This window comes from Actinoplanes sp. ATCC 53533, assembly GCF_003947245.1.
The window spans coordinates 1-26903 of the sequence record NZ_QHHV01000209.1 but is presented as its reverse complement, the minus strand read 5'-3'; the positions used below and the strand labels follow the sequence as shown (position 1 = coordinate 26903).

Annotated in this window: 27 protein-coding genes; 10 read left to right on the top strand and 17 right to left on the bottom strand. The window is 70.8% G+C overall.

Going from position 1 to position 26903, the window contains the following annotated elements; genetic code table 11:
* From DMB66_RS47665 to DMB66_RS47635, 7 genes are all read right to left on the bottom strand, one after another.
* Positions 1 to 633, bottom strand: a 633-nt coding sequence (locus DMB66_RS47665) for a helix-turn-helix domain-containing protein (RefSeq protein ID WP_148112837.1), incomplete at its 3' end; no start/stop codon positions are given.
* Positions 634 to 691: 58 nt separating this feature from the next.
* Positions 692 to 2146 (bottom strand): glutathionylspermidine synthase family protein, encoded by a 1455-nt coding sequence (locus tag DMB66_RS47660; protein ID WP_125810724.1) that lies wholly within the window; start codon positions 2144 to 2146, stop codon positions 692 to 694.
* 3 nt (positions 2147 to 2149) lie between these two features.
* Entirely contained in the window at positions 2150 to 2536 is a 387-nt protein-coding gene (locus DMB66_RS47655; protein WP_199753049.1) for a hypothetical protein, read from the bottom strand.
* An 86-nt stretch (positions 2537 to 2622) separates the two neighbouring features.
* The gene (fabG, locus tag DMB66_RS47650) at positions 2623 to 3381 is read right to left on the bottom strand and encodes a 3-oxoacyl-ACP reductase FabG (protein ID WP_125810722.1); all 759 of its coding nucleotides are present in this window, start codon (positions 3379 to 3381) and stop codon (positions 2623 to 2625) included.
* Positions 3382 to 3463: 82 nt separating this feature from the next.
* Complete coding sequence (locus DMB66_RS47645; protein ID WP_125810721.1) at positions 3464 to 5110, bottom strand: alpha-amylase family protein; 1647 nt, start codon at positions 5108 to 5110, stop codon at positions 3464 to 3466.
* On the bottom strand, positions 5091 to 5954 hold the full coding sequence (locus tag DMB66_RS47640; protein ID WP_370320673.1) for an MFS transporter permease: 864 nt from the start codon (positions 5952 to 5954) through the stop codon (positions 5091 to 5093). Before DMB66_RS47640 ends, DMB66_RS47645 begins: the two co-directional genes overlap by 20 nt.
* A 5-nt stretch (positions 5955 to 5959) precedes the next feature.
* Positions 5960 to 6397: a hypothetical protein gene (locus DMB66_RS47635; RefSeq protein ID WP_125810719.1), complete on the bottom strand. Its 438-nt coding sequence runs from the start codon at positions 6395 to 6397 to the stop codon at positions 5960 to 5962.
* A 123-nt stretch (positions 6398 to 6520) separates the two neighbouring features.
* On the opposite strand from DMB66_RS47635, the gene DMB66_RS47630 reads away from it, so the two are divergent.
* Positions 6521 to 7186: a DedA family protein gene (locus tag DMB66_RS47630; RefSeq protein WP_125810718.1), complete on the top strand. Its 666-nt coding sequence runs from the start codon at positions 6521 to 6523 to the stop codon at positions 7184 to 7186.
* A gap of 45 nt (positions 7187 to 7231) precedes the next feature.
* On the opposite strand, the gene DMB66_RS47625 is transcribed toward DMB66_RS47630, so the two are convergent.
* The 5 genes from DMB66_RS47625 to DMB66_RS47605 all read right to left on the bottom strand — a co-directional run bounded on the left by DMB66_RS47625 (position 7232) and on the right by DMB66_RS47605 (position 12374).
* Positions 7232 to 8419 carry a carbohydrate-binding protein gene (locus tag DMB66_RS47625; RefSeq protein ID WP_125810717.1) on the bottom strand — a complete coding sequence of 396 codons (1188 nt, stop codon included), beginning with the start codon at positions 8417 to 8419 and terminating at the stop codon, positions 7232 to 7234.
* A gap of 27 nt (positions 8420 to 8446) precedes the next feature.
* Complete coding sequence (locus DMB66_RS47620; protein ID WP_125810716.1) at positions 8447 to 9667, bottom strand: chitinase; 1221 nt, start codon at positions 9665 to 9667, stop codon at positions 8447 to 8449.
* Between the two features lie 160 nt (positions 9668 to 9827).
* The gene (locus DMB66_RS47615) at positions 9828 to 11222 is read right to left on the bottom strand and encodes a carbohydrate-binding protein (protein WP_125810715.1); all 1395 of its coding nucleotides are present in this window, start codon (positions 11220 to 11222) and stop codon (positions 9828 to 9830) included.
* Between the two features lie 84 nt (positions 11223 to 11306).
* Positions 11307 to 12026 carry a membrane protein insertase YidC gene (yidC, locus tag DMB66_RS47610; protein ID WP_125810714.1) on the bottom strand — a complete coding sequence of 240 codons (720 nt, stop codon included), beginning with the start codon at positions 12024 to 12026 and terminating at the stop codon, positions 11307 to 11309.
* Between the two features lie 60 nt (positions 12027 to 12086).
* Positions 12087 to 12374, bottom strand: coding sequence for a DUF6412 domain-containing protein (locus DMB66_RS47605; RefSeq protein WP_125810713.1), 288 nt, complete (start codon positions 12372 to 12374; stop codon positions 12087 to 12089).
* Between the two features lie 114 nt (positions 12375 to 12488).
* Between DMB66_RS47605 and DMB66_RS47600 the strand changes: the two genes are divergently transcribed.
* From DMB66_RS47600 to DMB66_RS65665, 3 genes are all read left to right on the top strand, one after another.
* Entirely contained in the window at positions 12489 to 13607 is a 1119-nt protein-coding gene (locus DMB66_RS47600) for a glutamate--cysteine ligase (protein WP_125810727.1), read from the top strand.
* Positions 13604 to 14983 carry an FAD-dependent oxidoreductase gene (locus DMB66_RS47595; protein WP_125810712.1) on the top strand — a complete coding sequence of 460 codons (1380 nt, stop codon included), beginning with the start codon at positions 13604 to 13606 and terminating at the stop codon, positions 14981 to 14983. Before DMB66_RS47600 ends, DMB66_RS47595 begins: the two co-directional genes overlap by 4 nt.
* 132 nt (positions 14984 to 15115) lie before the next feature.
* The gene (locus tag DMB66_RS65665; protein ID WP_305027223.1) at positions 15116 to 16666 is read left to right on the top strand and encodes a polysaccharide deacetylase family protein; all 1551 of its coding nucleotides are present in this window, start codon (positions 15116 to 15118) and stop codon (positions 16664 to 16666) included.
* A gap of 17 nt (positions 16667 to 16683) precedes the next feature.
* On the opposite strand, the gene DMB66_RS47585 is transcribed toward DMB66_RS65665, so the two are convergent.
* On the bottom strand, positions 16684 to 17490 hold the full coding sequence (locus DMB66_RS47585; RefSeq protein ID WP_125810711.1) for an Fpg/Nei family DNA glycosylase: 807 nt from the start codon (positions 17488 to 17490) through the stop codon (positions 16684 to 16686).
* Positions 17491 to 17636: 146 nt separating this feature from the next.
* Here DMB66_RS47585 and DMB66_RS47580 point away from each other — a divergent pair, with 146 nt between their 5' ends.
* The 4 genes from DMB66_RS47580 to rocD all read left to right on the top strand — a co-directional run bounded on the left by DMB66_RS47580 (position 17637) and on the right by rocD (position 21197).
* Positions 17637 to 18245 carry an ATP-dependent Clp protease proteolytic subunit gene (locus DMB66_RS47580; RefSeq protein WP_125810710.1) on the top strand — a complete coding sequence of 203 codons (609 nt, stop codon included), beginning with the start codon at positions 17637 to 17639 and terminating at the stop codon, positions 18243 to 18245.
* Between the two features lie 118 nt (positions 18246 to 18363).
* Positions 18364 to 19002, top strand: coding sequence for a hypothetical protein (locus DMB66_RS47575; RefSeq protein ID WP_125810709.1), 639 nt, complete (start codon positions 18364 to 18366; stop codon positions 19000 to 19002).
* A gap of 178 nt (positions 19003 to 19180) precedes the next feature.
* Positions 19181 to 19993: a dimethylargininase gene (ddaH, locus tag DMB66_RS47570; protein ID WP_125810708.1), complete on the top strand. Its 813-nt coding sequence runs from the start codon at positions 19181 to 19183 to the stop codon at positions 19991 to 19993.
* On the top strand, positions 19986 to 21197 hold the full coding sequence (gene rocD / locus DMB66_RS47565; protein ID WP_125810707.1) for an ornithine--oxo-acid transaminase: 1212 nt from the start codon (positions 19986 to 19988) through the stop codon (positions 21195 to 21197). Before ddaH ends, rocD begins: the two co-directional genes overlap by 8 nt.
* A 51-nt stretch (positions 21198 to 21248) precedes the next feature.
* Here rocD and DMB66_RS47560 read toward each other — a convergent pair whose 3' ends face one another.
* A complete protein-coding gene (locus tag DMB66_RS47560) occupies positions 21249 to 22394 on the bottom strand; it encodes an FHA domain-containing protein (RefSeq protein ID WP_125810706.1) in 1146 nt (381 codons plus the stop codon).
* Positions 22395 to 22474: 80 nt separating this feature from the next.
* Positions 22475 to 22768 carry a 4a-hydroxytetrahydrobiopterin dehydratase gene (locus DMB66_RS47555; RefSeq protein ID WP_023562166.1) on the bottom strand — a complete coding sequence of 98 codons (294 nt, stop codon included), beginning with the start codon at positions 22766 to 22768 and terminating at the stop codon, positions 22475 to 22477.
* A 211-nt stretch (positions 22769 to 22979) separates the two neighbouring features.
* On the opposite strand from DMB66_RS47555, the gene DMB66_RS47550 reads away from it, so the two are divergent.
* Complete coding sequence (locus DMB66_RS47550; protein WP_233625348.1) at positions 22980 to 23750, top strand: hypothetical protein; 771 nt, start codon at positions 22980 to 22982, stop codon at positions 23748 to 23750.
* Between the two features lie 45 nt (positions 23751 to 23795).
* Here the strand turns inward: DMB66_RS47550 and DMB66_RS47545 are convergent, their stop codons facing one another.
* Positions 23796 to 24845 (bottom strand): 1-acyl-sn-glycerol-3-phosphate acyltransferase, encoded by a 1050-nt coding sequence (locus DMB66_RS47545; protein ID WP_125810725.1) that lies wholly within the window; start codon positions 24843 to 24845, stop codon positions 23796 to 23798.
* Entirely contained in the window at positions 24842 to 25693 is an 852-nt protein-coding gene (locus tag DMB66_RS47540; RefSeq protein WP_125810704.1) for a patatin-like phospholipase family protein, read from the bottom strand. Before DMB66_RS47540 ends, DMB66_RS47545 begins: the two co-directional genes overlap by 4 nt.
* Before the next feature lie 205 nt (positions 25694 to 25898).
* Between DMB66_RS47540 and DMB66_RS65430 the strand changes: the two genes are divergently transcribed.
* On the top strand, positions 25899 to 26033 hold the full coding sequence (locus DMB66_RS65430) for a hypothetical protein (RefSeq protein ID WP_255441386.1): 135 nt from the start codon (positions 25899 to 25901) through the stop codon (positions 26031 to 26033).
* Positions 26034 to 26903 lie beyond the last annotated feature (870 nt).

The following is a 26903-nucleotide window of genomic DNA, read 5'->3' as shown; positions in this document are numbered from 1 at the left end:
CCGCCCCTCCTGGTCTTCCGCGAGGACATTGAGCCGGCGCAGCACCTGTTCGGTGGACAGTCCCGCGAAAGCACGAGGCTGGCGTAGTCGAACTCGCTCGACAAGAGCATCGGTTTCCCGCGACTCGAGATCGGCCTGGGTCGCCCCGTCGACCGGCTGACGGTCGTCGTCGGGCTGTCCCCTATTGGTATGCAGCAGATGAATCTCGAAGTCGGTGAGCCGCCGGTCTCCATCCCCGCCACGGGTGAAGGATCCGTTGTATTCACCGCGAGCCGCGACGTAGCAGGGCTTGAAACGGGGGTCCAGCTCGCCCACTTCGGCGACGACCAATAGCGCATCGCCGAAGGGCACGACATCGATCTCAGCTCTTACCGGCGGGTGAAGGTCATCGCTGCAGGCGGCTGCGAGGGCGTCGCGTATGCGGGCGGCATCGAAGCCGGGCGCTGCATGAAAATCTTCGTTCTCATCCAGGCCGAGGATGACGGTGCCGCCTCGATCGTTACTGAAAGCGCTCAACGTGTCTCGTAGCGACTTCGGCAACCCGCCTGCCGCCGCCTTCACCTCGACGTCGCAAAGATCGGTTCGGGCATACCTCAGCAGGGCTACCAGACGCTCCAGTTCCGGCCCACCCATCCGACCTCCAGTTGCTAAAGTCTTTTGCAAAAGACTTTAGCAACTTTAGCAACTGACGTTAAGAAACGATATGGGGTAGAAAGTTGCAGTCGTCCCGGGTCACCAGGCCGGCTGTGCCGAGGCCCTCGCGGATGCCCATGCCCGCCGGCTCGCCGTCGATCAGCCAGGCGCCGATCACCGGGTGCACGGTGCCCTCCAGGCCGTCGAAGGAGGGCAGCTCCAGCAGCTCCTGCACCACGAAACGGCCGTCGGAGCCGTACTCGGTGGGATTTTCCACCAGGGTGACGCCGTTCTTGACCAGCTTGACCGAGCCGCCCTCGCGGCCCCAGACCGGCTTCTTCGCGTACGAGGTCAGCGTCGCCGCCTTCGTCGACTCCGCGAAGTATGCCGGGAGCAGGTACTTCCCGCGCTCTTGGTCGTCGCCGAAGAGCTTCCACAGCACCGGTAGCAGCGCCTTGTTGCCCAGCAGCGCCGCCTTGTAGGGCGGTTCCAGCCAGACCGTGCCGCGCTTGCCCGGGTCGGCCATGTTGCGGAAGAAGGCCTTGCCGCCCTCCTCGTTCCAGAACCATTCCCAGGGATACAGCATGAAGATCAGGTCGATCGGCTGCGCCTGGTGCTCCTGGCCGGGCGCGGGCACGAAGAGCACCCGGTCGCCGGCCACGTCCCAGCCGATCTGGCTCATCGCGATCAGCTCGACCGGATAGCCGGCCTCCTCGGCCGTCGCCATCAGGTAAGCCACGTTCATCCGGTCCTCACCGGACGTCTCGCTGGTCTCGTACGCGAAGTAGATCTTGGGTTTCTCGGGCAGCCAGGGTCGCGCCTCGCGCAGCTTGCCGATGTTGCGCCGCCAGGCGCCGGGGTTGGCCGGCTCGCCGTCGGCCGCCTCCCAGCCGACCAGCCGGTCGTGGATGGAATTCCACTGCCGCCACGGGTGCTCGGTCACGCCGGTCTGGTCGACCCAGTGCCACTGGATGACCGCGGCCTCGACCAGCGAGGTCGGCGTCTGCGCGTTGTATTCCAGCAGGCGCGGGGTGCTGCCGGCGCCGTTGTACCAGAGGTCGAAGCGGCCGTAGACGGACGGCGAGTAGTCCGGCGTCTGCATCGGGAGCCGGCCGTCGGGGTCCTTGTCCTGGTGCGTCCAGGTCTCGGCGTCACCGTCGAACCAGGTGCGGATGATCTGCTCGTGGGTGTATTCCGGGATGCCGATCTTGGCCAGGAAGCAGGTCTCCGGGCCGCAGACCGAGGCGAAGTAGCCGTCGCGGCGGCCCTGCGCGGTGTGCCGGGGGCACTGCTGCACCATCCAGTCACCGGCGTCGAGGCACATGCTGTTGAGCGCGGTCGTCGCCGCCTCCAACTCCTCGATCTCGGCCTGGCTGAAGTCGTAGTACGGCCCCTCCTGCCAGTACGACATCATCGTGCCGTCCGGCAGCTCGGTGTCGTTGTAGGTCAGCCCGAGGCTGAAGTTGGTCAGCCGCCAGCCGTCGCGGACCGGGCCGTAGGGAATGCGGCGCAAGGCTCAGCCGCCCGACTTGCCGGACGTGCCGCTGCCGCCCTTGCCGACGACGCTGGTCTTGACCGTGCCGTTGCTGATCCGGCCGGCCGAGGGCAGCCCGAAGGACGATCGCGCGGCCTTGTCGTTGTAGGCGAACTTGCTGCCGCCGGCGGGCAGCCGGGAACCGACGGGGTAGCCCGAGCGGTAGCCGGACGAATGCCAGATGAAGAAGCCGCCGCCCCCGCCGCCGCCGTCATCGTCGTCGCAGTTGTCCTCGTCCACGACGACGCCGTTGGCGTCGGCGCAGTAGAAGCCCTCGTCCTGATAATCGTCGCCGTTGTCGCAGGCGGCCGCGCCACCCGCGGCCAGCAGCAAGAACGTGCTGGTCAACGACACGCTGCGAGAGCTCATCCGTCGATTCACAGTCGGCTTCCCCACCCTTTCGGCCTGCCCGGCCCGCACCTTCATGTGTAGCGCGCCGGTTCAAGCCACGACGGCTAGTCCTTCGGCCCGCCCGCGACGTAGACGACCTGGCCGGAGACGAAGCCGGCTCCTTCACTGACCAGGAAGGATACGGTGTTCGCGACGTCTTCGGGGCGGCCCGCCCGGCCGACGGGGATCTGACCGATCGCCGCCTTCTGGAAGTCCGCGAAGTCGACACCGACCCGGGCCGCGGTGGCGGCGGTCATGTCGGTCACGATGAAGCCCGGCGCGACCGCGTTCGCGGTGATGCCGAAGCGGCCCAGCTCGATCGCGAGGGTCTTGGTGAAGCCCTGCAGGCCGGCCTTGGCGGCGGCGTAGTTCGCCTGACCCCGGTTGCCGAGCGCGGAGGTGCTGGACAGGTTGACGATGCGGCCCCACTTGGCGTCGACCATGTGCTTCTGCACGGCCCGGCTGAACAGGAACGCGCCGCGCAGGTGGACCGCCATCACGGTCTCCCAGTCGTCGTCGCTCATCTTGAACAGCAGGTTGTCGCGCAGCACGCCGGCGTTGTTGACCAGCACCGTGGGCCCGCCCAGCTCGGCGGTCACCCGCTCGACGGCGGCCGCGACCTGGACCGGGTCGGAGACGTCGGCGCCGACGGCGAGGGCGGTGCCGCCCGCGTCGTGGATCGCGGTAACCGTGTTGGCGCAGGCGCCCTCGTCGAGGTCGACGACCGCCACGGACATCCCGTCGGCGGCGAGCTTGCGCGCGGTCGCCTCGCCGATGCCACGCGCGGCACCGGTCACGATCGCTACCCGACTCGGCTGGGTCATTTGCTGGCCTCCCGCTTGATCTGTTACGCAGTCGGCCGACTCTAACCCAGCTGTTACCCGCGGGTTACCGGGCGGGGATTTCTCACGGTTTGCGGCACAACCGGATCCAGCGGTACCCGTAGCCGGCCACCGCGAGCTGGTCGAACTTGCCGGGCTCCGGATATTCCTGGTCGGCGAGCACGTCGTTGGGGAAGTCGGCCTCCGGGTAGAGACTGCCCAGGTCGACCACGCCATCCTCCTGCGCCAGGTTGTGCAGGAAGACCATGGTGCCGGTGGCGCCGTCAGCGCGGTGCACGAGCAGCCCGGTGGGCGCGGGCACGTCGACGTGGGTGCAACTGCCGCTGCCGACCTCGGGCGCCTCCTTCAGGGTGCGGATCATCCGTTCGAACCACGACAGCAGCGAACCCGGGTCGTGCCGCTGGAGGGTGGCGTTGACCTTGGCGTAGCCGTACTCGCCGTCGCTGATGACCGGGCGCACGAGCTCGCCGGCCGGGGCGGTCGAGAAGCCGCCGTTGGCGGCCAGGGACCACTGCATCGGGGTACGGATCGCGTTGCGGCCGTCCTGGCTGAGGTCGTCGCCCATGCCGATCTCCTCGCCATACCGCAGCACCGGGGTGCCGCGCAGGCTGAACTGCAGCGCGTAGGCCAGCTCGATGCGCCGGCGGTCGCCGCCCAGCATCGGGGCCAGCCGGCGGCGGATGCCGCGGCCGTAGAGCTGCATGTTCTCGTCCGGGCCGAACTGCTCGAACACCTCGCCGCGCTGCTCGGCGGTGAGCCGGGAGAGATCGACCTCGTCGTGGTTGCGCAGGAACGTGGCCCACTGCCCGCCGGCCGGCAGCTTGGGCGTGTCGCGCAGCGCGTCGATGATCGCTTCCGGGTTGCGGCGGGCGAGCGCGAGCATCAGCCGGCCGTTGAGCATGAAGTCGAACAGCATGTGGATCCGGTTGGCCGACCCGCCCGCGTCGCCGAAGAACTCCTTGAGCTGCTCGGGCTCGACGTTGGCCTCGGCCAGCAGGACGGCGTCACCCTGGCGCCACTGCACGTGCTGGCGCAACTCGCTGAGAAACTCCATGTCCTTGGGCGAGTTCGGGTTGCCCGGCTCGGTCTGCTCGATGATGAACGGCACCGCGTCCATCCGGAACCCGGAGACGCCGAGCTGCAGCCAGAACGAGCAGATCTTCTTGATCTCCTCGCGAACCTCGGGGTTGGCGATGTCGAGGTCCGGCTGGAACTTGTAGAACCGGTGGTAATACCAGAGCTTGGCGGTGCGGTCGTAGGTCCACGTCTCGGCCTGCTCGCCGGGGAAGACCATGCCCTGGTGCCGGTCCGCCGGCTGGGTCTCGGACCAGACATACCAGTCCCGGTACGGCGAGTCCGGCGACGAGCGCGCCGACTGGAACCACGGATGCTGGTCGGAGGTGTGGTTCACCACCAGGTCGATGATGACCCGGATGCCCCGGTCGCGGGCCATGTGCAGCAGGTCTGCGAAGTCACCGAGGCTGCCGAAGCGCGGGTCGATGTTGTAGAAGTCCGCCACGTCGTAGCCGTCGTCGCGGTCCGGCGTCGGGTGGATCGGGTTGAGCCACAGGCAGGTGACGCCCAGCCGGGCCAGATAGTCCAGCCGCCCGATCATCCCCTTGAGGTCGCCCACGCCGTCGCCGTCGGAGTCGGCGAAGGTGTCGATATCGGCGCAGTAAATGACGGCTTTCTCATACCACCGGTCGCTCATGCCCCTTTACTTCTCCCCGGCTCCGGCTCAGGAAACCACGGGCCCGGACCAGCGGCCGCACCTTCTCCAGCGCCAGAAAGGCGGTGATCGCGGCGAGGTGCGGAGCGAACGAGATGGTGATGGTGGCGAACGTGACCACGTGGAACGAATAGAAGAAGCCCACCGCGTAGTTGCGCCACCTCGGCCGCAGGAAGAAGATCGCCGGGCTGGCCAGCTCGAACGCCACGATGCCGAACTGCGCGAGGATCAGCAGGTACGGCACGCCGGCGATCAGGTCGGCGAGCTCGGTGCCGCGCCGGATGATCGCCCGGGCCAGCACCGAGCTGGTCACCCAGTCCAGCCCGCCGAAGCGCAGCTTGGCCCAGGCGGCGAGGAAGTACGTGCACACGACGGCTATCTGGGTGACCCGCAGCGCCCAGCCGCCGGCCTCCGTACGCCGCGGATCGCCGTGCCGGGCCCGGCCGACCGTCGGCAGCACGGCCAGCGCGACCAGCAGACCGACCCGGTCGTGGTCGACCTTGCCGTAGCTCATCGCGATGACCATCCACTCGAAGTAGAGCGCGAAGACGGTCCAGCCGAGCAGCCTCGGCGCCCGCCCGGTGGCCGCGGCGAGCGCGACGACGAGCAGCGACCAGAAGATGCCGTGCACCAGCAGCGGGGTCGGGGTGGGCAGCTGCAGCAGCCGCCCGACCAGCAGCGGTTTGTACAGGTCGCCCGGGGTGCTGGCGTGATGGCGCACCCAGGGCGTGAAGATGACCAGGTCGGCCGCGACGAAGAGATAGATCAGGGTGCGGAACGCGGCGACCCGGCCGAGCGGCACCGGTTCGGTCAGCCAGCCAACGATCTTGTTCACGGCGCCGTCCAGGTGGCGATGACCTCGTCCCGGCTGGTGCCGGTCGGCCGGGAGTGCTCGATGCCCTCCCAGCGGATGACGATCCGCACGGTCCGCAACGGCGCAGCCTCCGGGCTCTTCTCCGCGTAGGCCGCGGCCACCTGCCGCAGCCGGCCCGGGTCTTCGACGTAGGCCCGCTGCTGGCCCTCGATCTCGGCCCGCCGCAGCCCGCTGTTGGCCTCGGTCAGCACCACCGTGCGGCCGGTGGCGTCGACGCCCTCGACCCTGGTGTCCGGCGCGTCGGCGTTCGGGTCGGGCGCAGTCGAATACATCCGGAACGGCCCGAACGGGAAGTCGTCGTCCTGACCCCAGAGGGTGCCGAGCAGCAGCAGCACCACCCCGGCCACCGTCACCGCGACCCGGGCCATGCGCCCCCGCGTACTCAACGTTTCCATCGCGCCGGGACACTACCGCCGCCGCGCCACCCCGGACCATCCCGCCACTCCGGCGCCCGTGAGCCAAGCGGTTCGTACTCTTGAACGCGGGTACTGACCATCGACCGAGCGGAGGAGCGTGGGATGAGCGTGCCGTATGTCCTGGCGGCGGAGACCGAGCCCAGCTCGCTGGGCGGCCTGACCGGCTGGGTGGCATCGGTCATCGAGTCGCTCGGTGAGCTGGGCGTGGGCCTGCTGGTCGCGCTGGAAAACCTGATCCCGCCGATCCCCAGCGAGATCGTCCTGTCCATGGCCGGATACCTGGCCAGCGCCGGCAGGGTCAACCTCGTGCTGGTCGCCATCGCGGCCACGGCCGGCTCGGTGCTGGGCGCGCTGGCGCTCTACTGGCTCGGCTACGCGCTCGGCGAGGATCGGCTGCGCCGCTGGCTGGACCGCATCCCGCTGGTCGACGCCGACGACCTCAACCTCGCCGACCGCTGGTTCGAGCGGCACGAGAAGGGCGCGGTGTTCTTCGGCCGGATGGCACCGGTGGTCCGCAGCCTGGTGTCCATCCCGGCCGGCGCCAACCACATGCGACTGAGCACGTTCACGCTGCTCACCACGATCGGCAGCGGCATCTGGAACTGCCTGTTCATCGGTGGCGGCTACGCGCTGGGTTCGCGCTGGCAGCGGCTTGAGCAATACAGCAGCTATTTCGACTACGCGATCATGGCGTTCTTCGCGATCGCGATCGCGAGCTGGGTGGTGAAGAAGGTGCGCAAGCGCCGGCGGGCCATGGCCGCTCGATGAGCGTCCGGCACCCGGGTCTGCCGGCGGCAGACCCGGGTGACCGGCTCAGAAGCCCGCGGTGATCCTGGTGAAGGCCCAGTCGGCCTGCGCGATGCCGCTGCAGTCGGAGACCACACCGCCGCCGGGGCAGCCGCGGTCCCGGTTGACCGCCCAGAAGGTGAACCGCGCGAAGTTGTTGTTCTTCGCGTAGTCGCGGATCCGCGTCCAGGTGTCGGTGCTGGTCAGCTCCTGCTGGTCGGACAGCCCGTTCATGCCGGAGATGCCCATGTGCGAGTACGCCTGCGCGTCCGTGTAGCCGAAGGCCGCCTTGAGCTGGTTCTTCAGGCCTTCGGAGGCGCCGACCGTGCTGCCGTACATGTCCGCGCCGCCGCCGAAGTCGAACGGCATCTGCGCGAAGATGTCGATGTTGGCACCGAGCGCCTTGGCCTGCGTGATCAGCCGGATGCCGTAGTAGTTCGGGCCGGTCGGCGAGGTGCCGAAGGTGAGGATGGTCTTCACCGACGGGTTCCGCTGCTTGACGATCTTGAGGGCGCCGAGGATGCGGTCCTGCACCACGGTGTTCTCGAACTCGTCGGAATTCTCGATGTCGATGTCGATCGCCTTGAGGCCGAACGCGTCGATCACCTTCTGGTACGCACCGGCGAGCAGTTCCGCGGTGGCGCAGTTCGGGCCGAGCTTGTTGCCGCTCCAGCCGCCGATCGACGGGACGACGTCGCCGCCGGCCGCCCTGATCGCCGCGATGGTGCTGGCGTGCACGCCGCCGGTCAGGCCGCCCTCGCCGTCCCAGACCGGGTTGCAGCCGTTGGCCAGGACGAAGGCGATGGTGAACGCCTTGATGCCGGTCGCGTTCATGACCGTCGACGGCGCGGGCGGGTTGCCCCAGCCCGGGTAGATGTACGGCGCGGCCGCCATCTTGGTGCCGGTGGGCGGCGTGGTCGGGCCGGTCGGGGGCGGGGTGGTCGGGTCCGTGGTGCCACCGCAGGCGCCCTTGTCGGCCCAGACGCCCCATTGACCGCTGGCGGTCGGGACCTCACCCTGCGTCCACCACTTCGCGGTGTAGTTCCTGGACTGGTACGACACGGAGTTGTCCTTGACGTACACCGCCGAGGAACTCCAGGCCGGGGCGCAGGCGACGGCCGCCGAGGCGACCGGCGCGAGCGCGACGGTGACGCCGGCACCGGCCGTGGCCAGGACCATCGCGAGGACGGCGGCGTACTTCTTCTTGAGTCTCATGGGGATCTCTCCAGTGGGGGCTGGTGATCAGGGCAGGGTGGACAGGTGGGGCTTGATGGTGTTGGCCCAGCCGTTGCCGGCGGTGACGTCCCAGTTGATCGACCAGGTCATCGCGCCGCGGATGCCGGGATAGGTGCGCGGCGGCCGGAAGGAGCCGCAGTTGGTGCCGCGGGCCAGGCAGTCGAGGGCCTGGTTGACCACGGCCGGCGCGACGTAGCCGCCGCCGGCCGCGCTGGTGGTGGCCGGCAGGCCGAGCGCGACCTGGTCGGGGCGCAGCCCGGACTCGAGCTGGATGCAGGCGAGCGCGACCAGGAAGTTGACCGTGCCCTGGCCGTACGCCGCGTTCTGGTCGCAGCCGAGCATCGCGCCGGAGTTGTAGTACTGCGTGTGGACGACCGTGAGGATGTCCTTGATGTCGAGCGCGAGCTTGAAGTAGGACCCGGCCGGGTTCTGCATGTCGATGGTCTGCGGTGCCATCGTGATGATCAGGCCGGCCCCGGCCTTGCCGCGCAGGCTGCGCAGCGCCTGGGCCATATAGGTCGGATTCAGCCCGTTCTCCAGGTCGATGTCGACGCCGTCGAAGCCGTACGTCTGCATCAGCGACCAGACCGAGTTGGCGAAGTTGGTCGCCGCGGCCGCGTCGTTGACGGCGACCGAGCCCCGCTCCCCGCCCACCGAGATGACGACCTTCTTGCCCCGCGCGTGCAGCGTCGCGACGTCGGCCTTGAACTGCTCGTTGGTGTAGCCGCCGACCGAGGCCGAGAGCCCGGCGTCGATGGTGAAGGAGACCGCGCCGGGCGTAGCCGTGGCGTCCGCGAAGGCCACCGCGACCAGGTCGTAGGTGCTCGGCACGGCGGCGAGCTTGAGCTCGTTCGCCGGGTTGTCGAAGTTCTGCCAGTACCCGGTGATGAAGTGCGCCGGCAGCGTCCCGTTGCCCGGCGGCGTAGTGGGCGGGGTGGTCGGCGGAGTCGTCGGCGGGGTGGTGGTCGGGTCCGTGGTGCCGCCGCAGGCGCCCTTGTCGGCCCAGACGCCCCACTGTCCGCTGGCGGTCGGGACCTCGCCCTGCGTCCACCACTTGGCGGTGTAGTTCCTGGACTGGTACGAGACGGGGTTGTCCTTGACGTAGATCGTCGAGGCGCTCCACGCCGGCGAACAGGCGACGGCGGCGCTCGCGGACGAGGCTATGTAGACGGCGGAGCCGGCTGCCGCGAGCGCGGCGCACACAGCAAGGACAAGGGATCGGCGCATGGGGGTGGGCCTTCCGCGTGGAACAGTGAGGTTGATTGATTATTAGGACTGTTAACAGAACTAGTCCAGACCCCGGCGCCTTAAAGTTCTTTAAGGTAGAAAAGGGCCGAAGGCGCTGGTAGCGCCCCCGGCCCTTGCTCGCACGTATCGAAGAAAGCCGCTACCTGCGGAACTGGATCCAGTTAACGTTCACGAAGTCCGCGGGCTGTCCACTGGTGAAGGTCAGGAAGACGGTGTGCCGTCCGGACACGTTCGCGACGTTGGCCGGCACCGACCGCCAGGTCTGCCAGCCGCCCGTGTTGGCGAGCGCGAAGCTGCCGATCGGCGCGTTGCTGCGGCTGTCGATCCGGACCTCGACGAGGCCGCTGACGCTGGCCGCCGCCCCCGAGGCGACCCGCCCGACGAAGTCGAGCACGCCGCCGTTGCCGAATTCGACGTTGTTGAACTGCAGCCAGTCGCCGTTGCTGATGTACCCGACGTTCTGGCCGCCCTCGGACGCCGTCTCCTTGGTGACCGCGGACGCCGCGTCGTACGACTCGGCCTGGATCTGCGCGTACGCGTCCCGCACCCCGCCGGCCGGCGGGGTGGTGGGCGGCGTGGTCGGCGGCGTCGTGGTGCCGCCGGCCGAGGAGTACACGGCCACGTAGTCGACCAGCATCGGCACGCCGGACTGGGTCGCCGCGGTGGGGCCGCCGCCGAACGCGTCCGGGAAGCCGCCGCCCATGGCCACGTTCAGGATGATGAACACGCCGCGGTGGGTGGCGTTGTTCCAGGTCGTCGCGTCCACCTGGGCCGAGTTGACCTGGTGGTACTGCACGCCGTCGAGGTAGAACCGCAGCTGCTCGGGCGAGACGCTGCGGTCGTACTCGACCGCGTACGTGTGGAAGCTGTTGCCGCAGGTGGCGCAGGCGTGCTCGCCGCTGGTGAGGCCGGTCGTCTCGTTGCAGGGGCCACCCGGGTTGGTGCCGCAGTGCAGCGCCGAGAACACCGAGGCCCGACCGTTGATCGACTCCATGATGTCCCACTCGCCGATGCTCGGCCAGTTCGTCGCGCCCACCGGCCGGGCCGCGTCACCCAGCGTCCAGAACGCCGGCCAGTAGCCGGCCGCCGCCGCCCCGGTGACGTTGGGCTGTTGCAGGCGGCCCTCGATGCGCAGCTTGCCGCCGACGGGCGCGGCGAAGTCGGTGCGCTGGGTCTCCACCCGGCCGGAGGTCCAGTTGCCGGCGGAGTCCCGGATCGGCTTGATCACCAGGTTGCCGCCGCCGTCCTGGTACACGTTCTGCGTCGAGTCGGTCATCCGCTCGATCTCGCCGGTGCCCCAGTTGGCCGCGCCGCCGGGATAGCCCGTGCCGGTGCTGTAGATCCAGTTGCTCCGGTTCAGCCCGGTGCCGGCGGCGCCGGTGAAGTCGTCGCTGAACACCAGCGACATGCCCGCCGGCGCGGGTGGCACGGCCGCGTCGGCCTGCCCCACGAAGAGGGCGGAGGCGCCACCAGCGATCAGCACGGCGGCAGCGGCGAGCCACCGCCGCCGCCACTTGGGTCCGGGACTTCTCATGGCAACGACCTTTCGGGGGAGGGATCGCTGAGAGCGCTCTCACGAAGTTTCCAGGGTGTTACAGAACTTTGTCAATATGCATCGCTACCGATTGGCCACGGCCGGCGGGCGACGCCATATCGCCTGTTCAAGCGCGGTCCAGGCGGCCGACGTGACCAGGTAGAGGCCGCCGGCCAGCGGCAGCCAGGCCACCATCACGACCGTCAGAAACGGCAGCATCGCCATGATCCGGGGCAACAGGGTCGCGCCGGGCTGGGCCGGATCGGCCGGCGTGCCGGTGGCGGCGAGCAGCAGCCGGGTACGGCGCGACGACCACCACGCCAGCGCCACCGCCACCGCGAGCAGCACGGCGAACACCGGCAGGCCGGCGGCGAGGTGCGCGGTCAGCGGCACCCCGCCGAGCTGACCGCTCAGCACCCCGGCCGGCGCACCCGGGCCGGGCTGCACGAGGTGATACATGAGCATGAAGAACGGCGCCTGGGCCAACGCCGGCAGCATCGCGGCGAACGGGCCGGCCCCGTTGGCGCGCTGCAGCGCGAGCGTCTCGGTGGCCAGCAGCACCGGATCGTCGCGATGCCGCTCGCGCAGCGCCGCCAGCTGCGGCGCCAGGGCGGCCCCGCGCTTGGCGGACCGGGCCTGCAACCAGGTGAGCGGGCTGATCAGCAGCCGGACGGCGACGGTGAGGAGGACGATGGCCAGGGCGGCGGCGAGCCCGCCGGCGGCCGGGGTCAGCAGGGTGGCGAGACCCTCGAGGGCGGAGTGCGCGACACCGACGACGGCATCGAGCGCAGCGGAAATGGACATGGGCGTACCCCTGCGGTCCGAAGAAATAGGGACGCGGAGACGGGGGCTTCGGCGTGCGCGTCAGCGCGCGGAAAGACCCACCGCCGGGCACGCCGACGGGGCTCGCGGACGCGGACGCCCGGCCGCGTCGGGATCCAGCAGGCGGGGCAGCCGCCGCTTGAGGGCACGCGTGGCGAGGCCCACGCCGGCCGAGGCGGGGCGCAGGACCGGCAGCGGGATGGCAGCGGCGGCGGCCAGCACCACCAGCAGGACCGCACCGACCACGGCCAGGCCCAGCATGAGCTGGGCAGAGGGACCCACCGCGGGGCTCTGCAGGGCGGCGAAGACCCAGCACCCCAGCAGCAGCATGACCCGACGCTACGCCCGCGGCGCAACCCCCGTTTTCCCGCGCCCGCCACCGGGTAATTCGCGGCCATGGCAACTTCGGAGAGCGCGGGAACGGCAACAACGATCTCCGAGGAGATGGCCGGCGAGGCTCAGGCGCAGGGCTTGCTGACCCTCGGCGTGGAGGAGGAATACCTGCTCGTCGACGCCACCGAGGCGCACGCGGTCGAGCTGGTCGAGGAGGTCTTCGACCAGCTGGGCGACGACATCCGCGACTCCGTGCAACACGAGTTCCTGCGCAGCCAGATCGAGACGGCCGGCCCGCCGCAGCTCGACCTGGGCGATCTCGCCGCCGCCATGACCCGGCTCCGGGCCGGGCTGGCCGACGCCGCCGAGCGCGCCGGTGCCCGCCTGGTCGCGGTCGGGGCGAGCCCCGCCCCCGGCACGCATTCCCGGGTCGTCGACGCGCCCCGCTACCACCGGATGCGCGAGCGCTACGGCGACCTCTCCCCCGGCGGTGGCCTCAACGGCATGCACGTGCACGTCAGCGTCCCGGACCCGGAGACGGGCGTGCAGGTGCTCAACCACCTGCGGCCCTGGCTGCCGATCCTCCAGGCCGCGACCGCCAACTCGCCGTTCTCGTTCGGCCGCGACACCGGGTATGCGAGCTGGCGCTCGATGCTCTGGGAGCGCTGGCCCACGGTCGGCCCGACGCCGTACCTGGAGTCCCACGAGCAGTACGAGACGATGACCGCGGACCTGATCGCGAGCGGCGCCATGTTCGACGAGGGGATGCTCTACTGGTATGCGCGGCTGTCGGCCACCTACCCGACCGTCGAGATCCGGATGGGTGACGTCTGCCCGACGCCGGACGACGCGATGCTGCTGGCCGCGCTCGCCCGCGGGCTGGTCGCGACCCTGCTGCGGGCGGTCGAGGACGGCCGGCCCGCGCCGAACGTCCCGCACCCACTGCTGATGGCCGCGCACTGGCGGGCCGCGCACGACGGACTGGAAGGGCTGAACATCGACATGGCGACCCGGGAACCACGGCCGGCCTGGAAGCTGATGCGCCAGCTCTTCGACTACGTGAGCCCGGAGCTCGAACGCCACGGCGACCTCGAGATGGCCACCGTCCTGATGGGCCGGCTGCGGTCGCACGGCACCGGCGCCGCCCGGCAGCGGGCGATGCTGGCGCAGCGGGGCTCGGTCGGGGCCGTCGTGGACTGGCTGGCGGCGACCACCCGGGGCGTGCGATGAGGCTTGTGGTCGTCGGCGGCGACGCGGCCGGGATGTCCGCGGCATCGCAGGCCCGCAAGCGGCAGGGCCCCGATGAGCTGGAGATCGTCGCGTTCGAGCGGGGGAACTTCACCTCGTACTCGGCGTGCGGGATCCCGTACTGGATCGGCGGAGCCGTCAAGGACCGCGACGCGCTGATCGCCCGCAGGCCGCAGGAGTTCCACGACGTCGGCATCACCGTGCACACCCGGCACGAGGTGACCGGCATCGACCTGGCCGCCCGCGAGGTGGTCGTGCGAGACCTCGACGGCGGCGGCGAGCGCCGGGAGGGCTTCGACCACCTGGTGTACGCGACCGGCGCGCTGCCGGTGACGCCGGACTGGGCGCGCATCGACGGCGAGGGCGTCTTCGGCGTGCAGACCCTCGACGACGGCGCGGCCATCCACGCCTGGCTGGAGCGCGACCCGCAGCCACGCCGGGCGGTCGTGATCGGCGGCGGCTACGTCGGCGTCGAGATGGCCGAGGCGATGGTCCGGCGCGGCCTGGCGGTGACCCTGCTGGAGAAGTCGGCGCAGCCGATGGCGACCGTGGACCCGGACATGGGCGAGCGGGTCCGGGAGGCGATCTGCGGGCTGGGCATCGAGGTGCGCACCAGCACCCAGGTACGGGGCCTGGAGACGAAGGACGGCCGGATCTCCGCAGTGGTCACCCCGGAGGGTGCGCTGCCGGCCGACATCGTGGTGCTGGGTCTGGGGGTACGCCCGAACACGGCGCTCGCCGTCCGCTCGGGCATCCCGGTCGGGGTGACCGGCGGGCTGCGTACCGATCTGCGGATGCGGGTGGTGGGACCGCAGGGGCACCTGGACGGGATCTGGGCGGCCGGCGACTGCGTGCAGACCGTGCACCGGGTCAGCGGCCAGCCGGTACACATACCGCTGGGCACCCACGCCAACAAGCAGGGCCGGGTCGCGGGCATCAACATCGGCGGCGGCTACGCGACGTTCCCGGGCGTGATCGGCACCGGGGTGACCAAGGTCTGCGAGCTCGAGGTGGCCCGGACCGGGCTGACGGAGAAGGAGGCGGCGCTGGCCGGCTTCGCGTTCGTCACCGCGGCCGTCGAGTCGACCAGCCGGGCCGGCTACTACCCCGGAGCGAGCACGATGGTGGTCAAGCTGATCGCCGAGAAGCGGACCGGAATGCTGCTCGGCGCGCAGATCGTGGGTCGCGAGGAGGCCGCCAAGCGGATCGACTCGCTGGCGATCGCGGTCTGGAACAGGATGACCGTGGAGGAGATGACGGCCCTCGATCTCAGCTACGCGCCGCCGTTCTCCCCGGTCTGGGATCCGGTGCTGATCGCGGCGCGGAAGGCGACGGACGCGGTGCACGCGGCGGGCTGACGCTTATCGTCCGATGTGTTGTCATCAATCCGCTCTGCGCCCAACGCCGCGAGCAGGGTTTATCACTTCCGGTCACTCGATGATCACGAAAGCGGTATCGTTTTCGATCTTGTAAACCGGTAGGCATGACGAATGCCGTCGCTCCCCTTCCCCCGATCGGCGCCGGAGAACGGGCCGCGACACGCCGCCCGGCCGGCGACGCGCGCCAGTATCAGCGGCGCGCTGACCGCGACGACCGGCGGATTTCCGCACGTCCAGGTGCTCGAAGGCGAGACCACCAACGGACGGCACCGGCGCCCCGAGTCGCTCGCGGACGCCACGGTGCTGCGCCCGCCCACGGTGACCAGGGTGGCCGGCGGCCGCCGCAGCTCCCTCGACCTGGCCCCGCGCCGGTCCCGGCTGGACGGCAAGCGCCGCACCGGCAGCGCGGCCCGCCGGTCGGCCACCGCCGGCGCCGGCGGCCGGCACGCGAAGTCCACCGATCAGCTCGCCATCACCGTGCGCCCGCTGCCGGCCGTCCGCGACGCGGCCGAGGCTGTCCGCGGCTGGGCGCTGGCCGACAGCGGCCGGCCGCCCGTCACCGGCAGCCACCGCGCGCCCGGCACCCTGCCGATCGAGTCCTGGCTGCTCATCGGCCGGCGCCGGCAGCAGGCGCTGCTCGCCGCGCTGGTCGCGGTCGGCCTCCTGCTGATCGTCCCGCCCATGCGGCAGGGCGGCAGCACCGACGTCAACCCGGTCAACGCCGCGGGGATAGCGGGCGCCACCGCGCCGGCGGCACCCACGAAGAAGCCGGGCAAGGCCCCGCCGCAGGCCGCCGGCGAGCCCGCCGTGGCCTCGAAGCCCCCGTCTGCCACGCCGGTCAGGCCCGCGACCAAGCCCACCGGGCCGGCGCGGCCCTCGGCCTCCGCGCCGAAGGAGGCCGCCGGGATCAGCGTGCCGGAGGGCACCGGTCCCGCCCGCTCGCTGCGCACGACCGGCTCGGCCGCCGTCGCGCTCACCTTCGACGACGGCCCCGACCCGGTGCAGACCCCGAAGATCCTCGAGCTGCTCGCCGAAAATCAGGTCAAGGCGACGTTCTGCCTGGTCGGCGACCAGGTGCGGCGGCACCCGGAGATCGTCCGGCAGATCGCCGCGGCCGGGCACACGCTGTGCAACCACACCTGGGACCACAGCCTGACCATCGGCCGGACCAAGCCGGCGAAGATCCAGGCCGACCTGCGCCGCACCAACGACGCGATCCGGGCCGCGGTGCCGGGCGCGCAGATCCCGTTCTTCCGCGCGCCGGGCGGCAACTTCACCGACGCGCTGGTGCAGACGGCGTATGCGGACGGCATGATCTCGCTCTACTGGGAGGTCGACCCGCGCGACTGGGAGCACGCCGCCGGCGAGGACGACGCCAGCCACGTCGAAAAGATCGTCAAGGGCGTCCAGAAGGACGTCCGGCCGGGCGCGATCGTGCTGTCCCACGACTTCAACCAGCCGGACACCATCCTGGCCTACGAGCAGCTGCTGCCCTGGCTGAAGGAGCGGTTCGAGCTGGGCGTCCCGGCGCAGCCGCAGCCCCCGGCGACGGCACCGGCGGGCGCTCCGGCCGCGAAGGCGGCTGGGGCGGGTGCTCCGGGGGCGGCTGCGGCCGCGACCGAAGCTTCGACCAAGGCGGAAACCCCGGCCTCAGCGCTCTGAGCCCGCCCCGGGCGGGCTCACGGCTGGCAGGCCGGGCACCGGTAGAGATTGCGGCCGGCCATCGCGCCCCTGATGATCGCCGTGCCGCAGATCAGGCACGGCTGATCGGTGCGGCGGTAGACGTACACTTCGCCGCCGTGCCGGTCCACCCGCGGGGCCCGCTGCATCGCCTCCGGGGTGTGGGCGCTGTGGACGGTGTCGATCCGGCCGCGGGCGACGCCCTCCTTCATCAGGGCGCGCAGGTCGTCCCAGAGCTCGTCCCAGCGCCGCGGGCCGATGGCACGCCCCGGCGTGGCCGGCGCGAGGCCGGCCCGGAACAACACCTCGTTGGCGTAGATCAGCCCGCACCCGGCCACGACCGTCTGGTCCAGCAGCAGCGCGAAGACCGGCTTGCCGCTGGCCGCCACCCGGGCGTATGCCAGCCGCGGCTCGGCGTCGTCGCGCAGCGGATCCTGGCCCAGCCGGGCCCGCAGCGCCGCGACCAGCACGGGGTCGAGCACCTCACAGGCCGTCGGCCCGCGCAGCTCCAGCCAGTGCCGCGCACCGGAGAGCAGCAGCCGCACCTGCCCGACCGGCGCCGGGGCGGGCAGCTCACCGTCGGCGAACTTGCCGTAGAGCCCCAGATGGATGTGCAACGTCGACTCGTCGTCGAAGTGGTGCAGCAGGTGCTTGCCGTACGCCTCGGTGTCGGCCAGCGTGCGGCCGTCGAGCAGCGCGGCCCCGGCGGTGAACCGCCCCTGCGGGCTGGCCACCCGGACGGCCTGACCGGCGAAGTGCGCCCGGTGTCGGGCGGCAAGGCGATGAATGGTGTGTCCCTCTGGCACGACCGAACCCTAGCCGGGGAATATCCGCCGCCGGCTTTCGCCCTGAGGAGAATCGCTGGGCTCCACGGCCGTTACCGGGGAAGGTGGTAGAGGTCGAATGCCGGGTGGGTGCGAAACGCTCCCGGCTCGTGCGAGAGGGTGGGTCCATGAGAGTTGACGAGATCGCGATGCGGGCGGGTGGCGCATCCTTTGACGACCAGGTCTTCGAGCGGCTGCTCCGGGAGCGCATCATCTTCCTCGGCAGCGAGGTCAACGACGAGGTGACCAACCGCATCTGCGCGCAGCTGCTGGTGCTCGCCTCCGCCGACAGCGAGAAGGACATCGCCCTTTACATCAACTCACCGGGCGGGTCCATCAGCGCGGGCATGGCCGTCTACGACACGATGCAGTACATCAAGAACGACGTGGCCACGATCGCGATGGGCATGGCGGCCTCGATGGGGCAGTTCCTGCTCTGCGCCGGCGCCCCCGGCAAGCGATACGCGCTGCCGCACGCCCGGGTGATGATGCACCAGCTCTCCGGCGGCATCGGCGGCACCGCGGCCGACATCGCCATCCAGGCCGAGAGCATGCTGCACATCAAAAAGGTCATGAACGAGCGGATCGCCTTCCACACCGGGCACACCCCGGAGGAGATCGGGCGCGACTCCGACCGGGACCGCTGGTTCACCGCCCAGGAGGCGAAGGACTACGGAATCGTCGACCACGTGATCGCCAAGGCGGCCGACGTCACCGCGGCGTCCGCCCTGGTCTGACGCGTTCTCCGGCGGCGGGTGGCGGCTCTGCCGGCACCCGCCGCCGTCGCGTTTGTGTCGCCGCCGGGTCATCGGGGTATAGCGAGGGCATCCCCGAAGGCAGAAGGAGGTGCTGACGATGAGACTCCCGACGTTCTCGCGCCAGTCCGACACCACCGCTGAGACCGAAGAGCGTCCAGCCACCGCGACCGGCGCTACGAGCCCGGTGCGTCCCCGCAGCGATTCCACCGTGGCCCCGCCACCCGCCGCGCCGCCGGTCGTCGAGCGCCGCCGGCTCGCCGACGAGGACACGCTGGTCAACCAGCGCGCCGTCGACAGCGGCCCGAAGACCCGTGACGACCTGAAGAGCCGCGACCTGCGCGCGCCCCGGCCGACCGACCGCCGCACCGCCGACGAGAAGACGATCGAGCAGCCGCCGGTCGCCGCCGGGCCGAAGCCACGGGCCAGCCTGCTCGCCACCCTGGGGCTGATCATCGGCGTCGGGGCCGCCCTGCTCGTGCTCTCCGGCCCGCTGCTCGGCTACGGCATCGGGCTGGCCGTGCTGGGCCTGATCCTGTCGCTGGCCGGCATCCACGCCACCGGCAAGCGGCACATCGCGGGCAAGACCGACGCCCTGATCGGCATGTTCCTCTCCCTGGGCGCGATCGTGGTCGGCGTGCTCGCCCTGACCGGTTCGCTGTCCTGGCTCGGCACCGACATGCAGCCGGTCACGAGCGTCCGCGACTGGCTCGACGCGCAGGTTGTCGACCGCTTCTGACGGACACCAGGCATCGCCGACGGCGTTGTGCGGGGGCGGCGGTTCGCCGCCCCCGGCGCGTGTGCGGCGAACGCGTGCAACGAATCTCCGCGGTGCCCTCCGATCACGCAACGATCCTTCGCCGCACGCATGGTTGACCCGGGGCGTACGCAGGTACTTCACGCATAGCGTTGCCCTCATGACGTCCACCGCCACCGCGCGCCGCTATCTCATGTGCCGGCCCACCCACTTCGCCGTCACATACCGGATCAACCCGTGGATGGACCCGACGGCGCCGTACGACACTGCCCTGGCCGTCAGCCAGTGGGAGAACTTGCGGCAGACGTTCCTCGACCTCGGCCACACCGTCGAGCTGATCGAGCCGCTGCCCGGCCTGCCCGACATGGTCTTCGCCGCGAACGGCGCCACCGTGGTCGACGGCAAGGTGCTCGCCGTGCAGTTCCGCGACGCCGAGCGGGCCGACGAGGCCCCGGCGTACGCCGCGTGGTTCGCCGAGAACGGCTTCGAGGTGTTCGACTCCAAGCACGCCAACGAGGGCGAGGGCGACATCCTGCTGGCCGGCGAGGTGCTGCTGGCCGGCACCGGCTTCCGGACCGCGCACGCCGCGCACGCGCAGACCCAGGAGGTCTTCGGCCGCCCGGTGATCACCCTGCAGCTGGTCGACCCCGCCTACTACCACCTCGACACCGCGCTGTGCGTGCTGGACGAGAAGAACATCGCCTACCTGCCGTCGGCGTTCTCGCCCGGTTCGCAGGCCGTGCTGCGCCGGCTGTTCCCGGACGCGATTCTCGCCACGCCGGGCGACGCCGAGGTGTTGGGGCTCAACGCGGTCAGCGACGGCCGTACCGTGGTGTTGCCGGTGCAGGCCACCGCGCTGACCACCGCGTTGCGCTCGGCCGGCTACGAGACGGTCGGGGTCGACGTCTCGGAGTTGCGCAAGGCCGGCGGCGGTCCGAAGTGCTGCACCCTGGAGGTACGAACCCGTGACTGATCTCGACCTGCGGACACCCGCCGCCCTGGCCGACGCCGAGCGCTGGACCGCACACAACTACCACCCGCTGCCCGTCGTGATCGCCGACGCCGAGGGCGCCTGGGTCACCGACGTCGACGGCCGGCGCTATCTCGACCTCCTCGCCGGCTACTCGGCGCTGAACTTCGGCCACCGGCACCCCAGCCTGATCGCCGCCGCGCACGCCCAGCTCGACCGCCTGACGCTGACCAGCCGGGCGTTCGTGCACGACCAGTTCGCCGACTTCTGTCACGGGCTGGCCGAGCTCTGCGGCAAGGACCTCGTGCTGCCGATGAACACCGGCGCCGAGGCCGTGGAGACCGGCATCAAGGTCGCCCGCAAGTGGGGTTACCAGGTCAAGGGCGTGCCGGACGGGCAGGCCGAGATCATCGTCGCGGACGGCAACTTCCACGGCCGCACCACGACGATCATCAGCTTCTCCACCGACCCGGACGCGCGGGACGACTTCGGGCCGTACACCCCGGGCTTCCGGATCGTCGGCTACGGCGACCTCGCGGCGCTGGCCGAAGCGATCACCCCGAACACGGTCGCGGTCCTGCTCGAGCCCATCCAGGGCGAGGCGGGGGTGCTGATCCCGGCCGAGGGCTACTTCGCCGGCGTGCGGGCCCTCTGCGACGAGCACAACGTGCTTCTCATCGCCGACGAGATCCAGTCCGGCCTCGGCCGCACCGGCAAGACCTTCGCGATCGAGCACGAAGGGGTCGTGCCGGACATGTACCTGCTCGGCAAGGCGCTCGGCGGCGGCATCGTGCCGGTGTCCGCCGTGGCGGCGAACCGGGACGTGCTCGGCGTGCTCAAGCCGGGCGAGCACGGCTCCACCTTCGGCGGCAACCCGCTCGCCTGCGCGGTCGGCGCCGAGGTCGTCCGCCTGCTCGCCACCGGCGAGTTCCAGGAGCGCTCCGCGCGGCTGGGCGCGCTGCTGCACGAGCGCCTCGCCAAGCTGGTCGGCAACGGCGTCCTGGCGGTCCGCAGCCGGGGCCTCTGGGCCGGCGTCGACATCGACCCCGCCCTGATGACCGGGCGGCAGGCCGTCGAACGGCTGGCCGCACGGGGCATCCTCGCCAAGGACACGCACGGCTCGACGATCCGGCTGGCCCCGCCGCTGGTCATCACCGAGCAGGAGCTGGAGCACGCGGTGGACCAGCTGGCCGCGATCCTGAGGTAAATCGCTCGGCCGCCGCGCTTTCGCCTCAGCGCGGCGGCTCAGCGCGGCGGCTCAGCGCTCGAACTTGCGGATCGCCATCGTCGGGGCCTCGGCCATCACCGAGGACGGCTGGGTCACGCCGCCGGTCGCCCAGAGCTTGGCGCGGCCCACGTTCACGCCCGCATACAGCTCCACCACGTCGTTCGCCGCCAGGACGCGGGTCTCGTCGCGGTTCAGGGTGATCCGGTCGTCGTCGTCCAGGGAGCCGCCCGGGCGGATCCCCGTACCGTTGGTGCTCACGTCCTGGGCCGTGACCTCGCCGGCGTTCAGCGCGAGCCGCACGTGGCCGCGGCTGATCCATTTCCGGGCGTCATCGGTCAGCCACTGGCCGAGCATCACGCCGCCGCCCTCCGGGGCGCGCCCGACGACCACGGGCTTGTCGGTCGAGACCACGAAACGCTTGCGCACCACGCCGTCGATGCGGACCGAGAGCACTTCGACCGCCGGGCGCGGGCCGGCGTCCCGCAGCCGGGTGCCGTGCCGCGGGCAGGTCGGCGCGCCGGACCGCAGCGACGGCGGCGGCTGCGCGACCGGGGCGGTGACCTTGCGCATGTCCGCGAACGGGCTGTCCGAGTCGCCACCGGAGCCGAAGGCGTTGCAGTTCGCGTCGGAGCAGCTCCACACCCGGGCGAGCAGCTTCTCGCCCATCGGCGACGGCTCGCCGACCGCCGGGATCTCCCCGCGGCCGACCCGGGCCACCAGCACCGGGCCGCCGGCGCCGGTCACCGCGGCGAGCAGCCGGCCCGGCTCCTCCACCCACGGGCGGCGGTCACGGAACTGCTCCGCGCGGGTCCGGGTCAGCACGGGCAGGCCGAGCAGCTCGGCCACCTCGAGAACCCGGTCGTCGAGCTGCGGAACGACCTCGACCACGCCGTCGTCCGCCCAGCGGCGGACCACCATGCGTTCGTTCGAGGTCAGGTCGGCGTCGGAGAGCAGGCCCCGGGGCACCACGGCGTAGACCGGGACGTTCTCCTCCGAGACGTGCCGGCCCAGCGCGTCGATGACCAGTCCGAGGCGCAGCATGCTGGCCGGACGGCCGCCATCGAGATCGGCGTATCGCACGATCTCGGATAGATCGACAACGGCGCGGGCGAGGGCCGGGTCGGTGGTGAGCCGGACCTCGATCGCGTCGAGGACCTTGCTGACCTCGAATCTCACGGGGCCTCCCTGTACGTGCGCGTGCGGCTACCTCGGGCCATCATGCCGTCTGGTGCCGGTGGGCGGCCAGTCAGGGGCGCTCAGGACGCGTCGGCGAGGATCCGGTCGATGCGATTGGCGAGCGCGATGTCGCGGGTAGTGACGCCGCCTGCCGCATGCGTGACGCAGCGGAAGGTCAGCGTGCGCCACCGGATGTCGATGTCCGGATGGTGGTCCATCTCCTCGGCGACCTTCGCGACCCGGTCGACGACCGCGATCGCCGCCGGGAAACTGCGCAGGCCGACGGTGCGCACGATCGCGTCTGTCCCGCCCTCCCAGCCGTCGAGGACGGCCACGGCACTGCGTACGGAATCGGCGTCGAGCAGGTCTGCCATGAGACAACCTTAATGCCCCCGCGCCCCCCGACCATGGCGCCTCGGAGCAGGATGTCGCGCCTCTTCGCTAACAGTGATCGGCCCGGTGCCCGTTTGCGCATCCGTCACATCGGGCATTTGAGTCCCCGACCGTCGTCACCCCCGGACGCGCGGCAGGGCAGGAAGGACCGAAATGCGGACGCCACGACTCGCCGGACTCGGCCTCGCATCAATGGCCGCAGTCGCTTTCGCGATGGCCGGCTGCGCGGCTGACAGCGACGCCACCCCCGGCGCGAGCGCCCCGGCAGCGGACACTCCCAGCGCGTCCGCCAGCGCGGGCAACGCTGACCCGGCCGCCGCGGCCGCGCTGTCCACCGCCGCCGCCAAGCTCGGCACCACGAGCTTCAAGGTCACCATGACCGCCGGTCCCGGCTTCACATTGACCGGCATGCTGGACGCCCCGAACGGCACCGGCACCGCGGACGTCGTCGCCACCGGGCCGAACACCGAGATCACCGTGAAGACGCTGCTGGTCGGCCAGGACCTCTACCTCAAGGTGCCCGGCGTCACCAAGGGCGACACGTGGACCCACGTCGACGTGTCCCGGCTGCCCGAGGGCGCCAACGTGGGCCTGCGGCCCGGCCAGATCGACCCGGCCAACACCGCGAAGCTGCTCACCTCGACGACCGACGTGCGGCAGGTCGACTCGCGCAGCTACCAGGGCACCCTGGACCTGACCAAGGCCGCCGGGGTCGCCGGCGTGGACCAGACGCTGGTCAAGACCTGGGGCGCGCAGGCCCAGAACGTGCCGTTCACGGCCGGCCTGGACGAGCAGGGCCGGCTGTCGGCACTGACGATCCAGCTCCCGGCGGTCCAGGGCCAGCAGGCCCAGCCGCTCGAGGTGCTCTACACCGACTACGGCATCAAGGTGACGGCCCAGAAGCCGACCGCCGCCGAGATCACCGAGGCACCGGACAGCCTGTACACCAGCCTGGGCGGCTGACCCCTCCCGTCGGAAGGCCCGAGCGCGGACAGCGTCCGGGCCTTTTCAGCGCCGCCGCGCGGACCAGTCGGTGCCCAGCGGGCGCGGCTGCGGCCGGTTCTCCTCGATCCAGCGGTCGATCAGCGCCCACCAGTCGTAGAGCCAGGCCACCCGCTCGTCCTCGCCGGCCGGCACCTCCTCGGGCGGGACGCTCCAGAACCGCATCACCAACTGCTTGTCCATCGGCAGCTCACGCCACACGTCCCGGATCGTGACCATCCGGTCCAAACCGGTGTGCGCGACGAAGATGACCCCCGCGTCCGGCGCCGCGTCGATCGCGGTGAACAGCCCGCCCGGCTTCGGCGGCAGCACATTGCGCAAGCCCTCGGCCCGCACCGCCATGTCCTCCATGCCCTTGGCCCGCAGGAACGCGATGGCCCGGGTGCGCCGGCGCGGGGTGAAGTTGCCGCCCTCCGGGAAGATCACGAAGGCGTCGTTCTGGTCCAGCCCGGTCGCCAGGTCACCGATCTCCTCCGCCAGCGTCGCCGTCCGCGTGTGGCCCGGCGAGATGAACCTGTTCGGCAGCCGGTTGAGCAGGATGTCCACCGCCGGATCCCACTGCAGCGTCGCCTTGAGCACGATCCGCGGCTCGCGGTCGAACCAGTTGACCAGCCCGTGGATGAGCACGAACGAGTCGCCCGGGCCCGCGTGCCGGCTCACCACGACCTCCGGGCGCCCCGGCATCCCGGTGTCCGGATCGGTGCCGACCACGTCGATGGTCAGGTGCAGCGACCACCTGGCCAGCCAGAACAGCGCGTCGAGGAACCAGCCGGTGAGCACGTAGTGTGCGCGCTGGAAGGTGGCGTTGCGGATCTTCCACCCGAAGCCGGAGGCCAGCCAGAGCGCAGCCAGGCACACCAGCGCGGCGGCGTCCCAGACCAGGTAGGCGATCGCCAGGAAGACCAGCCGCGGCACCCGCAGATGCCCCGGCACCAGCGGCGAGGCCGCCAGCGCCACGAGCAGCCACACCGGCAACGTGACGAGCAACACAACGGACAGCACGACCACGGCCGGGGCGATGACCAGCCGGCGAACCCAGACGGGCGGCAGCATCAGGCGCCGTCGGCGGAGGCGGGGGTCACGTTGGCGGCGAGGTAACGGCGCGAGGCGGTGTAGGCGCGGCTGATCCGGCGGCCGGCAGCCGCCATGTCCCGGTACGCCCACGGCGAGTCGTCGCGGCTGTCGCCGCCGCCGGTCGGCAGAACATGCACCCGTACATCGTCGGGCAGCGATGCAACATCGCGGGCGAACCGGTGCCGCCGGGCGATCTCGAACGCCACCTGAGCCACCTCCCACGGCCGCTTCGGCGCCACCAGCGGCCGCTCGATCCGCCCGACCTGGAGCACGAAGATCTGCTTGGCGCCGAGCCGCACCGCCTCCCCGATCGGGATCGAGTTGACGATGCCGCCGTCGACGAAATGCTCACCGCCGATCTCCATCGGCGGCAGCAGCCCGGGCACCGACGACGAGGCGAGCACGGCGTCGACCAGCGGACCGCTGTCGAACCAGTGCTCGGCCGCGCGCTCGATGCTGGCGGCACAGCAGCGGAACGGCACCTTCAGGTCGGCGAAGGTGGACTGCTCCCCCAGCTCACCGGTGAGCAGCCGGCGCAACGGCATCGGCGAGTGCAGGTGGGTGCGGGCGGCGAAACGGCGCAGCTGGCGGGCGAGCGAGTCGCCGTACACCTCGGCGGCCTCGGGCGAGGACCAGAGCCGGACCAGACGCTCGGTCACGGCCTCGGTAGGGTCGGCGGCGACCAGCGCACCGTTGACGGCGCCGATGGAGGTGCCGACCACGACATCGGGCCGATAGCCCGCCCGAAACAGGGCACGCAGCATGCCCACCTGCACGGCGCCGAGCACGCCACCGCCACCGAGCACAAACGCAACCGGGCTGTCCATCAGCTCATCGTGTCACGCGAGCCAACAAGATCAAGATCAAGACCCAGGCGATGTCGTGCCTGGTCGCATGGCACCGACCGTCGCTCCCGCCGCCGACAGGTGCGTGATCGCAAGACCAAGAACGACCCACGCGGCCCTACTGCACCCGGCCCAGGCATGCCCCGCAGCCTGCCGCGCGGCACGCCCGCCGACAACGTCTGCAACCGCCTTGGCGGCGTCGCCGGGGCACGCCAGCCTCTTCAGCGCGGCCGCCGACATCGCCGTCATCGGGCAACTGATGCTGGGCGGCGGCACCTACGACGGCAGCCGTCCGCTCTCCGCCGGCATCCTCAAACGAGCCTGACCAACGCCGACATGGGCAGGAAGGCCATCGACGCGGACCGCCCGAACCGCACGGCGGATCGCGGCCTCGGCTTCGAACTCAACCAGCCCTGGTTCATGGGCAAGCTCGCGACACCCCACCACGTCCGGCCACACAGGATTCACCGGCACTTCCTTACTGGTCAACCCGGCCCGCAGGACACTGGTGGTGCTTCCTGACAAACCGATCCCACCCGAACCGGAGCTGGTCCAACCCGGACACCCACCGCAAGGCAATCCACAACGCCATCACCTGACACCGTTACGGCCGTTCGTGGTCGCCGGCCATACCTCGGCGCCAGATCGAGGCCACCTCGATCTCCGGCCGAGTGCGCCGTCGCCATCAGCTCCCCTGCCCAGCGACGCCCCCCAACGCTGCGCAACTTTGCTCTGTTGCGTCCCGAACGTGGAAGGGAGCTTGATATTAGGTAGAGCTTCTTGAGGCGATGCTGCACGGGAGATGGAGGTAGGCCCTCCGGAGTCGCCCTGCGGGGGGAGGCTCCAAACCACCCACTGCTGCGTTAGTTGAGGCCTGTCGTGGTGAGCGAGTGGGAAAAGGCGCACGTGATGTGTCAGGTGGGGATCGGGAAGACGATCGCTGTTCGAAGTGTCGAAAAAGTAGGTTGGCATCGAAACCGAGGCGTCAGAGCGGACTCGGGATAGATCTGGCGGGTGCCCGTTTATTGGCCAGGTGGTGTCCGGCATAGAGGCGACGTGAGTCCGGTCAGGCTGCTTTCGTGTGGAACGGGAGAGGGCGTGCCCCGATACTGCCGCCCTGGGTATGGGTGGCGAGAGGGAGTGTTCCAAGCGGATGAGACCGTGAGGGATTGAGTACCGTTGCGTGGGCGCGCAG

What these genes read in the sequence shown, in the direction of transcription:
- DMB66_RS47655 (WP_199753049.1), bottom strand. Translation starts at nt 2,536, where the DNA reads ATGAGCTCTCGCAGCGTGTCGTTGACCAGCACGTTCTTGCTGCTGGCC.
- DMB66_RS47645 (WP_125810721.1), bottom strand. Translation starts at nt 5,110, where the DNA reads ATGAGCGACCGGTGGTATGAGAAAGCCGTCATTTACTGCGCCGATATC.
- DMB66_RS47580 (WP_125810710.1), top strand. Translation starts at nt 17,637, where the DNA reads ATGAGAGTTGACGAGATCGCGATGCGGGCGGGTGGCGCATCCTTTGAC.
- DMB66_RS47615 (WP_125810715.1), bottom strand. Translation starts at nt 11,222, where the DNA reads ATGAGAAGTCCCGGACCCAAGTGGCGGCGGCGGTGGCTCGCCGCTGCC.
- DMB66_RS47550 (WP_233625348.1), top strand. Translation starts at nt 22,980, where the DNA reads ATGGCCGCAGTCGCTTTCGCGATGGCCGGCTGCGCGGCTGACAGCGAC.
- ddaH (WP_125810708.1), top strand. Translation starts at nt 19,181, where the DNA reads ATGACGTCCACCGCCACCGCGCGCCGCTATCTCATGTGCCGGCCCACC.
- DMB66_RS47620 (WP_125810716.1), bottom strand. Translation starts at nt 9,667, where the DNA reads ATGCGCCGATCCCTTGTCCTTGCTGTGTGCGCCGCGCTCGCGGCAGCC.
- DMB66_RS65665 (WP_305027223.1), top strand. Translation starts at nt 15,116, where the DNA reads ATGCCGTCGCTCCCCTTCCCCCGATCGGCGCCGGAGAACGGGCCGCGA.
- DMB66_RS47625 (WP_125810717.1), bottom strand. Translation starts at nt 8,419, where the DNA reads ATGAGACTCAAGAAGAAGTACGCCGCCGTCCTCGCGATGGTCCTGGCC.
- DMB66_RS47555 (WP_023562166.1), bottom strand. Translation starts at nt 22,768, where the DNA reads ATGGCAGACCTGCTCGACGCCGATTCCGTACGCAGTGCCGTGGCCGTC.
- yidC (WP_125810714.1), bottom strand. Translation starts at nt 12,026, where the DNA reads ATGTCCATTTCCGCTGCGCTCGATGCCGTCGTCGGTGTCGCGCACTCC.
- DMB66_RS47575 (WP_125810709.1), top strand. Translation starts at nt 18,364, where the DNA reads ATGAGACTCCCGACGTTCTCGCGCCAGTCCGACACCACCGCTGAGACC.
- DMB66_RS47600 (WP_125810727.1), top strand. Translation starts at nt 12,489, where the DNA reads ATGGCCGGCGAGGCTCAGGCGCAGGGCTTGCTGACCCTCGGCGTGGAG.
- DMB66_RS47595 (WP_125810712.1), top strand. Translation starts at nt 13,604, where the DNA reads ATGAGGCTTGTGGTCGTCGGCGGCGACGCGGCCGGGATGTCCGCGGCA.
- DMB66_RS47605 (WP_125810713.1), bottom strand. Translation starts at nt 12,374, where the DNA reads ATGCTGCTGCTGGGGTGCTGGGTCTTCGCCGCCCTGCAGAGCCCCGCG.
- fabG (WP_125810722.1), bottom strand. Translation starts at nt 3,381, where the DNA reads ATGACCCAGCCGAGTCGGGTAGCGATCGTGACCGGTGCCGCGCGTGGC.
- DMB66_RS47635 (WP_125810719.1), bottom strand. Translation starts at nt 6,397, where the DNA reads ATGGAAACGTTGAGTACGCGGGGGCGCATGGCCCGGGTCGCGGTGACG.
- DMB66_RS47630 (WP_125810718.1), top strand. Translation starts at nt 6,521, where the DNA reads ATGAGCGTGCCGTATGTCCTGGCGGCGGAGACCGAGCCCAGCTCGCTG.